Below are 13,304 nucleotides of genomic sequence, written 5' to 3' on the forward strand. Positions count from 1 at the left end.
TGCCGGACACACGGCCGCGCGGACCCCGGGAATTCCTGGTCCGGCGCCGCCGTAGTGGGGTGAGGCACGAGTGTCGGAGCGGCGGGATCATCGCGGCGCGTGCCCGCCCCGGTCATGGCGGGAATCCGCTCGGGCGTCCGCCCGGCGGTCCCTCAGAAGCCGTAGCCCATCCGGCGCGACAGCTCGGCGCCGGCCGCGACCGTCCGCTTCGCCAGCTCGGGGAGCCGGTCCGTGTTCAGCCGGTACACCGGTCCGGAGACGCTGATCGACGCGATCACCTTGCCGTCGTGCGCCCTGATCGGCGCGGCCACGGCGGCGAGCCCCAGCTCCAGTTCCTCGATGGTGAGGCCGTATCCCTGCTCGACGACGGCTTCCAGTTCGGCGCGCAGCATGGAGGCCCCGGTGATCGTGCGGTCGGTGAAGCGGGGGAGAGGGCGTGCGAGGAGCCCTTCGCGCAGCGTGGGCGGCATATGGGCGAGGAGCACCTTGCCGCTGGATGTGGCGTGCAGGGGGGTGCGTCTGCCGAGCCAGTTCTGCGCGGTCACCGAGGCGGTGCCGCGAGCCTGCATGATGTTGACGGCCGCGTCGTCGTCCAGTACGGCGATGTTGACCGTCTCGCCCAGCTCGTCGGCGAGTTCGCGGCAGACGGGGACGCCCTCCTGCGAGATGTCGAGCCGCACCGCGGCCGCGCCTGCCAGGCGCAGCACGCCGGCCCCCAGGTAGTACTTGCCCCGGTCCTTGGCCTGGGCGACGAGGCCCCGGTTCTCCAGGACGCCGAGCAGCCGGAAGGCGGTCGACTTGTGCACGTCCAGCTCGTCGGCGATCTCGGTGACGCCCGCTTCGCCGTGCCGGGCGAGGATCTCCAGCACGCTCACCGCCCGGTCCACCGACTGCACGGCACTGGCCGAGCCCTTGCCGGTCTGCTTCTCCGTGGTCGGGCTCTTCTCTTCACTCGGGTCGGACTGCTTGTGCGTGGGGGTCATGGCTCAACTCTCACCACCTGTCGGCCCTGTTCGGGCCGCATCTGCGGGAAACCCTTGACGTGACGGTCGCCCCGCCCGGATTCTGTTGCGCATAGCGCGAACTCGTGCGCCATGTGCAACATCATGTTACCGAAGCGTCCGGCGCTCCGGCTGTCGACGGACGCGCCGACGGCCGAGCCGACGCCCGGCCGGACCGGCCGAGCCCGGACCAACGAGGGTCCGCGGCGGCGGCGGTCCGCGGCGGCGGCGGTCCGCGACGACGGCGGTCCGCGTACCCCGAGAACTGCCGTGAACTCCTTGATCCGTCTGGACCGCGAGGTTCCGGACCCAGCGTCCGGGACCGAGAGGGGGGCCCATGATTCCCGTCTGCCGCCTCGAAGACCTCCCCGAGGGTGAGTCCGTCCGCATCGACACCACCCCACCCATAGCCGTGTTCCACACCGAGGACGGCCGGCTGTACGCCATCGACGACACCTGCACCCACCAGGACGCCTCCCTCTCCGAGGGCTGGCTGGAGGGCTGCCTCGTCGAGTGCCCGCTGCACGCCGCCTCCTTCGATCTCCGAACCGGCGAACCGACCTGCCTGCCGGCCCGCCGTCCCGTCCGTACCCATCGCGTCACCGTCGACGACGGCATGGTCCACGTCCACCTCGTGGCGGAGGAGGGGACGGCGGCATGACCAGACCCACGCCTGCGTCCGCACCCACGTCGGGGGCCACGTCCACGTCCACGCTTGCGGCCACGTCCGCACCCCCGCCTGCGGCCACGCCCACGTCCGCGGTGCCGGGCCGCCGGGAGCAGTGCGTTCCCGTTCCGACCGATGCCCCACCGTTGCAGCCGCCTCCCCGGCTCCGTCGGGCCCTTTCCGGGCCGTCCGGGCCGTCCGCCCCATCCGACCCGTCCGAGAGGAACCGCATCGCATGAGGACCGTGACTGTCGTCGGCGCATCCCTCTCCGGCCTGTACGCGGCCCGCGAACTCCGCGCCCAGGGCTTCGACGGACGACTGGTGATCATCGGCGAGGAGCCCCACGCTCCCTACGACCGCCCTCCCCTCTCCAAGGACTTTCTCATCGGCCGCACCGACGAGGCCCAACTGGCCCTCACCGATGCCGAGGAGACCGAAGGCCTCGGCGCGGAGTGGCTTCTCGGCGTCCGGGCCCGAGGGCTCGACGCCCGTGGCCGCACGGTCCTCCTCGGCGACGGCCGCACCGTGGCCACCGACGGCGTGGTCATCGCCACCGGCGCCTCAGCCCGCCGGCTCCCCGGTGACGGCCTGGCCGGGGTGCACACCCTGCGCACCCTCGACGACGCCCGGGGGCTACGCGAGGACCTCGGCCGCGGCACCCGTCGGATCGTCGTCATCGGCGGTGGCTTCATCGGCGCCGAGACCGCGTCCTCCTGCGCCGCGCTCGGTCACTCCGTGACCATCCTCGAAGCGGCAGCACTTCCGCTGGTGCCCCAACTGGGCGCTGAGATGGCCGCCGCGTGCGCCGCTCTGCACCGACGCGGCGGCGTGGAACTGATCACCGGCACCGGCGTGGCCGGCCTGCGCGGCAGCGTCGCCGTCACCGGAGTGGAACTCTCCGACGGCCGCACCCTCCCCGCCGACCTCGTGATCGTCGGCATCGGAGCCATGCCCAACACCGCCTGGCTGGCGGGCTCGACAGTGGCGTTGCGTGACGGCGTGCTGTGCGACGACGGTTGTGCCACGGCCCTTCCGCAGGTCGTCGCCGTCGGCGATGTCGCCCACGTGGGCGGCTCCCGGGCCGAGCACTGGACCTCGGCGACGGAGCAGCCCCGCGTCGCCGTGGCCAACCTGCTCGCCGGCCGCACCACGCGGACCCTGCGGTCGGTGCCGTACTTCTGGTCCGACCAGTACGGCTCACGCGTCCAGTTCGCCGGGCGGCGCAGGGACGGTGACACCGTCCGCATCACAGAGGGGGAACTCACCGGCGGAGAACTCACCGGCGGCGCTCCGCCCGATGGCGGCTTCCTCGCCCTCTACGAACGCGAGGGCCGCACCACCGCCGTGCTCTCCGTCGACCGTCCACGGCCTTTCATGCGGGCACGGCGCGAGCTGGTCAGAGAGGAGGGACAGGTGGGCTCAGGCGCCGCGTGACCGACGGGGCACGGGGAAGCCCGATGCGGCCGGTGTGGCGGGGCGGGCTGCGGCGTGCCGCCGTGAGACCCGTCCCCGGTCTCAGGAGTGGGACAGCTGCCCGGCGCCGCTCCGCCGACGTATCCGCTCCTGCGCGCGCTTTGCGGTCCGCTCCTGCCTGCGTGCCCGGCGCCGCTCGCGGCGCAGTGCGCGCGCGGTGCTGCTCGGCGTCGACACGACGCCGTTGCGCTGGCTCCACACCTGGCGGGTCACCCAGACGTCCAGCGCTCCCCAGGTGGCCACCACGGTGCTGACCACGCTGCTGATGACCATGGGGAACGCCAGCCAGGATCCGGCCAGCGTGCACAGAAAAGCGACCATGGCCTGAAGCAGTGTCACGGCGATGAACAACACCGCCCGCACCGCCGACCTGCGAACCGGGTCCGGAAGCCGACGCCGCCGAGCGGGCTCCTCGACCCACAACGGCCGGTATACGACCCCTTCCTGCTCCGTGGAAGCCGCGCGACCGCCGCCCGTCGCGTCGGCCCGAGCTGTGTCCCGGCCGATGTCCCGGCCGATGTCCGGGACTGTCCTGCGCACTGTGCTCTCGGCTGTGCCGTCGGCCGCCGCGGCCGGCGGAAGACCACTTCGCTCCGTCACCTCGCGCCCCTTCACCGGAATGTCGAGATCCGGTGCCTCGGGCTCGCGCAACGCCGTACCCCGCGCAGCCGTGCCGTCCTCAGGCGCCTTGCGCCGCTCCGCCGTGCCCATCAACGTGTCACTCCCCACCGCCGGCAGACCGCTTGCCCCCGGCTCCAAGAACCGGCCCCTCAACGGCTGCCCGGCTTGCGCTCTTTTACGCCGCCCAGGTGCGGCATGCGGCTCCTGTGGCCGATTCCGCCCCCAATTCCCAATGAGTAGGACGCCCGACCCGCCCCGAAGATTCCCGAACTGGGGAAAATTCTGGCCAACTCCTCCACGACACCGATCGGATCCGGCCTCGCTCGGAAGGCCTGGTCCAGGGCGACAATCTCCCGTAATCGGCGGACAACTCGCCCCGCACCGACGCGTATCCGGACGTTCGGATTCCGGGTGCCTCTTCGAGTTAACTGTGTGTCGGTAGTAGGCTCGCGCCGTTTGTTGACGCACATGCGTACCCCCTGCCGGTGGGGGTTCGAGCTGGGGGAGTCCATGCGCTTTCGCGGGAAGTCGATCCGCCGGAAGATCGTGGCGCTGCTGCTCGTGCCGCTGGTGTCCCTGACCGCCCTCTGGGGCTTCGCCACGGTGCTCACGGGCCGCGAGGCGAGCCGCCTGTTCACGGTGTCGCACCTCGTGGAAAAGGTCGGCTACCCCGTCGAGGACACCGTCCGAATCGTCCAGCAGGAACGCAGGCAGACCCTGGTCTACCTCGCCGACCCCCGCGCCTCCGACGCGCTGTCCGCCCTGCGCCGTACCCGGACCGCCACGGACGAGGCCCTCGCGGAGATTCGTACGAACGCGAAGGACCCCGACGTACGCGAAGTGCTGGACCAGGACGACAGCGAGGGCCTCACGGCCGTCCTCGACGCCTTCGACGGCGTCGACTCCCTGCGCCGCAGCGTCGAAGAGGGGACCGTGACCCGCGTCCAGGCGCTGGATCTCTACAACCGGCTCATCGACCCCTGTTACACCCTGCTGGCCACACTGGACGTCGTCGACAGCGTGGAGATGGACAAGCAGTACCGGGCCCTGGTCAGCGTCGCCCGCGCCCGCGAGCTGCTCTCCCAGGAGGACGCCCTGCTCGGCTCCGCCCTGGTCGTGGGCCGGGTCACCCGCGACGAGATCCGCGACATCTCCGATCTCGAGGCGCAGCGCGAAGTCGTCTACGACATCAGCCTCGCCCAACTGCCCGTCGCCGAGCGCGAACGCTACGAGCGCTTCTGGAAGAACGCCACCACCGCGCCCCTGCGCACGGCGGAACAGACGGTCGTCTCCACCGCGCCCGGCAGGATGCCCCGCGGGGTCACCGCCAAGACCTGGGACGTCGCGGCCGCGAACGTCCTCGACGAACTCGGCAACCTCGACGAACAGGCCAACGACCGCTACCAGGACCGCGTCCGCCCCGTGGCGATCGAGGTGATCGTCAAGGCGGTCGTGGCCGGAGTCTTCGGCCTGATCGCCCTCCTGGTCTCCCTCGTCCTGTCCGTGCGCATCGGCCGTGGACTCATCCGCGACCTGCGTCAACTGCGCCTGGAGGCCCACGAGTCGTCCGGCGTCCGGCTGCCGAGCGTCATGCGCCGCCTCTCCGCGGGCGAACAGATCGACGTCGAGACCGAGGCTCCGCGACTGGAGTACGACAAGAACGAGATCGGCGAGGTCGGCCAGGCCCTCAACACCCTCCAGCGCGCCGCGGTCGAGGCCGCCGTCCGCCAGGCAGAACTGCGCTCGGGCGTCTCCGAGGTCTTCGTCAACCTCGCCCGCCGCAGCCAGGTGCTGCTCCACAAGCAGCTCACCCTGCTCGACACCATGGAGCGCCGCACCGAGGACACCGAGGAACTCGCCGATCTCTTCCGCCTCGACCACCTCACCACCCGGATGCGACGGCACGCCGAGGGCCTGGTGATCCTCTCCGGCGCAGCCCCCTCGCGGCAGTGGCGCAAGCCCATCCAGCTCATGGACATCGTGCGCGCCGCCGTCGCCGAGGTCGAGGACTACGAACGCATCGAGGTCCGGCGCCTCCCGCGCGTCGCCGTCACCGGCCCCGCCGTCGCGGACCTCACCCACCTCGTGGCCGAACTCCTGGAGAACGCCACGGTGTTCTCGCCGCCGCACACAGCCGTCCAGGTCCTCGGCGACAGGGTCGCCAACGGCTTCACCCTGGAGATCCACGACCGCGGCCTGGGCATGGCGCCCGAGGCCCTCCTCGACGCCAACCTCCGGCTCGCCGAGACGCCGGAGTTCGAACTGTCCGACACCGACCGGCTCGGCCTGTTCGTGGTCAGCCGGCTCGCCCAGCGGCAGAACGTCCGCGTCTCCCTTCAGCCCTCCCCGTACGGCGGCACGACCGCGGTCATCTTCATCCCCGACGCGCTGCTCACCGACGACGTCCCCGACACGAACGGCATCGGCTTCCGACTGGACCGTCCCCGCCCTCCGAAGGAGCCCGAGCCCGCCAGGAGCCGCAGGTCGGCGCTGGCCCAGACGCCGGTGCCGCTCCCCGGTCCGCCCGCGCTGCTGGACGGGCCGGTCGAGCTGGAGGCCCCGGTCGACCTGGACGCCTTCGGCGGCTTCGGGGGTCCGCTGGACGACGAGAGCGGTGAGCGGGGCGGCCTGTTCCGTCCCGGCCGCTCCCTCACGCGCACGCAGGACGGGCCGCAGGCCGACTCCGTCGAGCCGCGCCGCAGGCTGTCCGACCTCCGGAGCGAACCGGACCGTCCCGCACCGGGCGCCCCCGCCGATCTCGTGCCCCTGCCCAGCCGGCGGACGCCGAAGCTGGTCAGCTCGCACGGCCGCCCGGTCACAGACCAGCGGTCCCGTCGCGCGGAGACGGGTGAGGAATCCCCGTCGTGGCCGGCCGAACGCCGCCCGGAGCAGGACGGCCCGGCCCCACTGCCGTCCCGCCGCCGCGGCGCCATGCCCCAGATCCCGCGGAGCACCGGCTCCACCGAGCGCTCCGGAGACGGCGCCGACCAGCCGTCGGAGCCACCCGCACCGCCGAGTCGCGACGGGCGGCCCGCCGGCCCGGACGAAAAGACGGCCGGCCTCACGCGCAACGCGCCCCACCACGGCGCGGAGCAGGCGCCGGGCGCTCCTGGGGGACCCACCGGGAGCCCCGTCGGCGCGCCTCATCGCACCGACTCCGGCACGGGCGCCCTGCCCCGCCGCGTACGGCAGGCGAACCTGGCCCCGCAACTGCGGCAGGGCCCCGAACGAACCACGCAGGAGGGCTCGGAACCCGCTGACCGGGACGCCGACGAGGTCCGCAGCCGGATGGCATCGCTCCAGCGCGGCTGGCAGCGCGGCCGTGCGGAGAACACCGCGGACGACGATGCCCACGGCGGCGGCGACGATGCCCACCGCGGCACAGCACCACCACGAACGAACAAGGGGGACGGTCGATGACCGCACCGAAGGCGACCGGCCACACCACGACCGACAACGGCCAGCTGAACTGGCTCCTCGACGACCTCGTCGACCGGGTCGCCGGCATCAGCAAGGCCGTCGTGCTGTCCGGCGACGGCCTGCCGACCGGAGCGTCCCAGGACCTGACCCGGGAGGACAGCGAGCACCTGGCCGCCGTCGCCTCCGGGTTCCACAGCCTGGCGAAGGGCGTCGGCCGCCACTTCGAGGCCGGCAGCGTCCGCCAGACCGTCGTAGAACTCGACGAGGCATTCCTGTTCGTCACCGCCGCCGGTGACGGCAGCTGCCTCGCCGTCCTCGCGGACGCCGACTCGGACGTCGGACTGGTGGCGTACGAGATGACGCTCCTGGTGAAGCGGGTCGGCGTACATCTGGGTACCGCCCCGCGCACCGATCTGCCCTCCGGCGGGTAGTGGGATGGTATGAGCACAGACGGTCAGGGAAGCAGCCACTGGTTCGACGACGAGGCCGGACCCGTCGTCCGTCCGTACGCCATGACGCGCGGCCGCACCACCAGTGCGGGCCAGCACCGTCTCGACCTCATCGCGGTCGTCGTGGCCGAACCGCACGCCGACGACCCGGACGCGGACCTCGCGCTGTCCCCGGAACACGTCGACATCGTGGACCTGTGCCGGGACGCCCCCCAGTCGGTCGCGGAACTCGCCGCCGGACTCGACCTGCCCATCGGCGTGGTACGGGTCCTCGTCGGGGATCTCGTGAACGGCGAATTCGTCCACGTGAACCGGCCGGTACCTCCGGCCGAACTGCCGGACGAGGGTATTCTGCGCGACGTGATCAACGGCCTCCGAGCGCTGTGAGCAGCGCGGAAGCGGGGTGAGGACGTGGCAGGCTGGCAGTTCTGGGTGGACCGGGGCGGCACCTTCACGGACATCGTCGCTCGCCGACCGGACGGCCGGCTGCTGACCCACAAGCTGCTGTCCGACAACCCGGCGCGGTACGCCGACGCGGCCGTCGCCGGCGTACGCGCCCTGCTCGGCGACTCGCGGGAACCCGTCGAAGCCGTCCGCATGGGTACCACGGTCGCCACCAACGCCCTCCTGGAGCGCAAGGGCGAGCGCACTCTCCTCGTCGTCACCCGCGGCTTCCGCGACGCCCTGCGCATCGCCTACCAGAACCGCCCCCACATCTTCGCCCGCCGGATCGACCTGCCGGAACTCCTCTACGACCAGGTCGTGGAGGTCGACGAGCGCATCGCGGCCGACGGCACGGTCCTGCGCGCCCCCGACCTCGACGCCCTCGCTGAGCCGCTGCGCCGGGCCTACGAGGACGGCGTACGGGCCGTCGCAGTGGTGTGCCTGCACAGCCACCGCCACCCAGCCCACGAGCAGGCCGTGGGACGACTCGCCGCCCGCATCGGATTCCTGCAGATCTCGCTGTCCAGCGAGGTCAGCCCCCTCATGAAGCTCGTCCCGCGCGGCGACACCGCCGTCGTGGACGCCTACCTCTCCCCGGTGCTGCGCCGCTACGTCCGGCGCCTCGCCGACGAACTGCGCGACGTGCGGCTCATGTTCATGCAGTCCAACGGAGGGCTCGCCGAGGCGAGCCAGTTCCGGGGCAAGGACGCCATCCTCTCCGGCCCCGCGGGCGGCATCGTGGGCATGGCCCGCATGTCCCAGCTCGCCGGTTTCGACCGCGTCATCGGCTTCGACATGGGCGGCACCTCCACCGACGTCTCCCACTTCGCCGGCACTTACGAACGCGTCTTCACCACGCAGATCGCGGGCGTCCGCCTGCGCGCACCCATGCTGGACATCCACACGGTCGCCGCGGGCGGCGGATCCGTCCTGCACTTCGACGGTTCCCGCTACCGCGTGGGGCCCGACTCGGCCGGCGCGGACCCGGGGCCCGCCTCCTACCGCGGCGGCGGCCCCCTCGCCGTCACCGACGCCAATCTGATGCTCGGCCGCATCCAGTCCGCCCACTTCCCTCAGGTGTTCGGCCCCGAAGGCGACCAGGCCCTCGACGAGGCACTCGTCCGCGACCGCTTCACCGCCCTCGCGCACGAGATCCGCGAGAAGACCGGCGACGACCGCACGCCGGAGCAGGTCGCCGAGGGATTCCTCCAGATCGCCGTCGCCAACATCGCCAACGCGGTGAAGCGGATCTCGGTACAGAAGGGCCACGACGTCACCCGCTACGCCCTCACCACCTTCGGTGGCGCCGGCGGCCAGCACGCGTGCATGGTCGCCGGCTCCCTCGGCATCCGAACCGTCCTCGTGCCGCCCATGGCCGGTGTCCTGTCCGCTCTGGGCATCGGCCTTGCCGACACCACGGCGATGCGCGAACAGTCCGTCGAGGCGCGGCTGGAGAACGCCTCCCTGCCCGCGATCCTCAAGACGGCCGACGACCTGGAAGCGGCGGCCCGCGCCGAACTCCGCGCGGAGGACGTCCCCGACGACCGTGTCCAGGTCACCCGCCGTGCGCAGCTCCGCTATGACGGCACCGACACCACCCTCACCGTCGAGCTGACCGACCCCGCCACCATGCGGGACGCCTTCGAAGAACGTCATCGCGCCACGTACTCCTTCGCGCTCGACCGCCCGGTCGTCGTCGAAGCACTCTCCGTGGAATGCACCGGCATCACAGAACCCCCCGATCTCTCCGCCCTCGCCCCGTACGAAGGCCGTATCTCCGCACCCCGCACCGTCCGCCTCCACACCGGCGGCACCTGGCGCGACGTACCCCTCCATCGCCGCGAGGACCTGCCTCCCGGCCACTCCGTCACCGGCCCGGCGATCATCACCGAGGCGAGCGCGACGACCGTCGTCGACGAGGGCTGGCGAGCCGTGACGACCCACGACGGGCATCTGCTCATGGAACGCACGGCGATTACGCAGAGTTCCGATGTCGACACAGAAGCAGACCCCGTCCTCCTCGAGGTCTTCAACAACCTGTTCATGTCCATCGCCGAACAGATGGGCGCCCGCCTGGAGTCGACGGCCCAGTCCGTCAATATCAAGGAGCGGCTCGACTTCTCCTGCGCGCTCTTCGACCCCGACGGAAACCTGGTGGCCAACGCCCCGCACATCCCCGTCCACCTGGGCTCCATGGGCACCAGCGTCAAAGAGGTCATCGACCGCCGAGGCCCCGCCATGCGCCCCGGCGACACCTACGCCGTCAACGACCCGTACCACGGCGGCACCCATCTGCCCGACGTCACCGTGATCACTCCGGTCTTCGACACCGGAAGGGGAGGCGACACGGAGAGTGACCCGCGGATCCTCTTCTACGTCGCCTCCCGCGGCCACCACGCGGAGATCGGCGGCATCGCCCCCGGCTCCATGCCCGCCGACAGCCGCAGCATCGACGAGGAAGGTGTCCTCTTCGACAACTGGCTGCTCGCCGAGAACGGCCGCCTCCGCGAGGAGGAGACGCTCCGCCTGCTCACCGAGGCGCCGTACCCCTCCCGCAACCCCGCGACCAACCTCGCCGACCTACGGGCGCAGATCGCCGCCAACCAGAAGGGCGTCGACGAAGTCGCCCGCATGATCGAGAACTTCGGACTCGACGTCGTACAGGCCTACATGCGGCACGTCCAGGACAACGCCGAGGAGGCCGTGCGCCGCGTCATCGACGCCCTCGACGACGGCGAGTACACCTACGAGACCGACGCCGGCGCCTTCATCCGGGTACGCGTGCGCGTGGACCGCGAGAACCGCTCCGCGACCGTCGACTTCACGGGCACGTCGGCGCAGCAGGCGACCAACTTCAACGCCCCGTACGCCGTCGTCAACGCGGCCGTCCTGTATGTCTTCCGCACTCTGGTCGCCGACGACATCCCCCTCAACGACGGCTCCCTGCGCCCCTTGAGGATCATCGTCCCGCACGGCTCGCTGCTCGCCCCCGAACCACCCGCCGCCGTGGTCGCCGGCAACGTCGAGACCTCCCAGGCGATCACCGGCGCCCTCTACGCCGCCCTCGGCGTCCAGGCCGAAGGCTCCGGCACGATGAACAACGTCACCTTCGGCAACGCACGCCACCAGTACTACGAGACACTCGCCTCCGGATCGGGCGCGGGCGACGGATTCCCCGGCGCGAGCGCCGTCCAGACCCACATGACCAACTCCCGCCTGACCGACCCCGAGATCCTGGAGTGGCGGCTTCCCGTACGGCTCGACGAGTTCGCCGTCCGGCACGGCAGCGGCGGCGCCGGGAAGTGGTACGGCGGGGACGGCGCCGTACGCCGCATCCGGTTCCTGGAGCACATGACCGTCTCCACCCTCTCCCAGCACCGCCGTGTCCCTCCGTACGGCATGGCGGGTGGTGCCCCCGGAGCACTGGGCACCAACCGTGTGGAACGCGCCGACGGCACCGTCGTCGAACTCGGCGGCAGCGGCTCCGCGGACGTCGGCCCCGGCGACGTCCTCGTCATCGAAACCCCCGGCGGCGGAGGCTACGGCACACCGCCCACGACCCCATCGAGCAGGAGAAGCAACCGATGATCTTCGGGCGTTCTGAGCGCGGCAAGCCCCCGGTCGAGCCCGTCACGCTCAAGATCCTGGTGGCGGGCGGATTCGGGGTGGGCAAGACCACCCTCGTCGGCGCCGTCAGCGAGATCAGGCCGCTGCGCACCGAGGAGTTCCTCACGGAGGCCGGCCGGCCGGTCGACGACACCACGGGCGTCGAGCGCAAGCACACCACCACCGTCGCCATGGACTTCGGGCGTATCACCCTGCGCGAGGACCTGGTGCTGTACCTGTTCGGCACGCCCGGCCAGGAGCGGTTCTGGTTCATGTGGGACGAGCTCTCCGAAGGTGCTCTCGGTGCCATCGTGCTCGCCGACACCCGCCGCCTGGGGGACTGCTTCGCCGCCGTCGATTACTTCGAGCGCCGCTCCATCCCCTTCCTCATCGGCGTCAACTGTTTCGAGGACGCCGCCCGTTACCCCGTCGAGGAGGTACGCCGCGCGCTCGACCTCGACGTCGCCGTACCGGTGCTGCTGTGCGACGCCCGCGACCGGAGCTCGGTGAAGGACGTGCTGGTCGGTGTCGTCCAGCACGCCATGGATCACGACGCGGACCGCCGGCAGACGGTCACCACCTGAGACGGCGCACGGCCCGTACCCCCGCCGACCGGGGTACGGGCCGCGGCTCATGGCGAGCCCACCCGCGCACGCGCGCGTGATGGGCGCGGTCTATCCCTCGCCGTCCTCCAGCCAACCGAAGCTCTTCTCCACGGCCTTGCGCCAGTTGCGGTACTCGCGGTCCCGGACCGATGCCTCCATCGCCGGTGTCCACTCGACGTCCTTCTGCCAGTGCGTCTTCAGTTCGTCGAGGTCGTTCCAGACACCGGTGGCCAGCCCGGCCGCGTACGCCGCGCCCAGGCACGTCGTCTCGGAGACCCGGGGCCGGATCACGGGCACGCCGAGCACGTCCGCCTGGTGCTGCATGAGCAGGTTGTTCTTCGTCATGCCGCCGTCCACCTTCAGGGTGGTGATCCGCACCCCGGAGTCCTGGTACATCGCGTCGACGACCTCACGCGTCTGCCAGCTCGTCGCCTCCAGCACCGCGCGCGCGAGATGTGCCTTCGTGACGTACCGGGTGAGCCCGGTGACGACCCCGCGCGCGTCGGAGCGCCAGTAGGGAGCGAACAGGCCGGAGAACGCGGGCACGATGTACGCGCCGCCGTTGTCGTCGACGCTCGCCGCCAGGGTCTCGATCTCGTCCGCCGTACGGATGATGCCGAGCTGGTCGCGGAACCACTGGACGAGCGCGCCCGTTATGGCGATCGAGCCCTCCAGGCAGTAGACCGGTGCCTCCCCGCCGATCTTGTACCCCATCGTCGTGAGCAGCCCGTTCTTCGACGGCACCGGCCGGTTGCCGGTGTTGAGCAGCAGGAAACTGCCCGTCCCGTACGTGTTCTTCGCCGTCCCCACGTCATAGCAGGCCTGCCCGAACACCGCCGCCTGCTGGTCGCCCAGCGCCGAGGCGACCGGCACACCGGACAGCTGGCCGACCGCGGTGCCGTAGACCTCGGCGGAGGACCTGATCTCCGGCAGGACCGCCTCGGGCACGTTCATCGCGGCAAGGATGGACGCGTCCCACTGGAGCGTCTCCAGGTTCATCAGCATGGTGCGGCCGGC

General features: G+C 71.5%; 9 protein-coding genes and 1 pseudogene. 7 read left to right on the plus strand and 3 right to left on the minus strand.

Translation table 11 applies throughout. The features are described 5' to 3' along the window. Positions 1–152 precede the first annotated feature (152 nt). A complete protein-coding gene (locus BZL64_RS22490) occupies positions 153–983 on the minus strand; it encodes an IclR family transcriptional regulator (protein WP_244205441.1) in 831 nt (276 codons plus the stop codon). Positions 984–1,338: 355 nt separating this feature from the next. On the opposite strand from BZL64_RS22490, the gene BZL64_RS22495 reads away from it, so the two are divergent. Continuing rightward, the gene (locus BZL64_RS22495; RefSeq protein ID WP_086771007.1) at positions 1,339–1,662 is read left to right on the plus strand and encodes a bifunctional 3-phenylpropionate/cinnamic acid dioxygenase ferredoxin subunit; all 324 of its coding nucleotides are present in this window, start codon (positions 1,339–1,341) and stop codon (positions 1,660–1,662) included. A 241-nt stretch (positions 1,663–1,903) separates the two neighbouring features. Beyond that, complete coding sequence (locus BZL64_RS22500) at positions 1,904–3,103, plus strand: NAD(P)/FAD-dependent oxidoreductase (protein WP_208639493.1); 1,200 nt, start codon at positions 1,904–1,906, stop codon at positions 3,101–3,103. 81 nt (positions 3,104–3,184) lie between these two features. Here BZL64_RS22500 and BZL64_RS22505 read toward each other — a convergent pair whose 3' ends face one another. Continuing rightward, complete coding sequence (locus BZL64_RS22505; RefSeq protein WP_086771014.1) at positions 3,185–3,853, minus strand: hypothetical protein; 669 nt, start codon at positions 3,851–3,853, stop codon at positions 3,185–3,187. A gap of 420 nt (positions 3,854–4,273) precedes the next feature. On the opposite strand from BZL64_RS22505, the gene BZL64_RS22510 reads away from it, so the two are divergent. The 5 genes and pseudogenes from BZL64_RS22510 to BZL64_RS22530 all read left to right on the plus strand — a co-directional run bounded on the left by BZL64_RS22510 (position 4,274) and on the right by BZL64_RS22530 (position 12,266). Beyond that, positions 4,274–7,183, plus strand: a complete 2,910-nt coding sequence (locus tag BZL64_RS22510) for a sensor histidine kinase (protein WP_086771008.1) — start codon at positions 4,274–4,276, stop codon at positions 7,181–7,183. Further along, entirely contained in the window at positions 7,180–7,614 is a 435-nt protein-coding gene (locus tag BZL64_RS22515; RefSeq protein ID WP_086771009.1) for a roadblock/LC7 domain-containing protein, read from the plus strand. Before BZL64_RS22510 ends, BZL64_RS22515 begins: the two co-directional genes overlap by 4 nt. A gap of 9 nt (positions 7,615–7,623) precedes the next feature. Then, positions 7,624–8,019, plus strand: coding sequence for a DUF742 domain-containing protein (locus tag BZL64_RS22520; protein ID WP_086771010.1), 396 nt, complete (start codon positions 7,624–7,626; stop codon positions 8,017–8,019). Between the two features lie 24 nt (positions 8,020–8,043). Then, positions 8,044–11,680: pseudogene (locus tag BZL64_RS22525) on the plus strand (hydantoinase B/oxoprolinase family protein). Then, positions 11,661–12,266: a GTP-binding protein gene (locus BZL64_RS22530; RefSeq protein WP_086771011.1), complete on the plus strand. Its 606-nt coding sequence runs from the start codon at positions 11,661–11,663 to the stop codon at positions 12,264–12,266. The pseudogene BZL64_RS22525 and the gene BZL64_RS22530 overlap by 20 nt, the downstream one beginning before the upstream one ends. Before the next feature lie 90 nt (positions 12,267–12,356). Here BZL64_RS22530 and BZL64_RS22535 read toward each other — a convergent pair. Continuing rightward, positions 12,357–13,304, minus strand: a 948-nt coding sequence (locus tag BZL64_RS22535) for an FGGY family carbohydrate kinase (RefSeq protein WP_244205442.1), incomplete at its 5' end; no start/stop codon positions are given.

The organism is Streptomyces bobili, assembly GCF_002154575.1.
GTDB lineage: Bacteria > Actinomycetota > Actinomycetes > Streptomycetales > Streptomycetaceae > Streptomyces > Streptomyces bobili.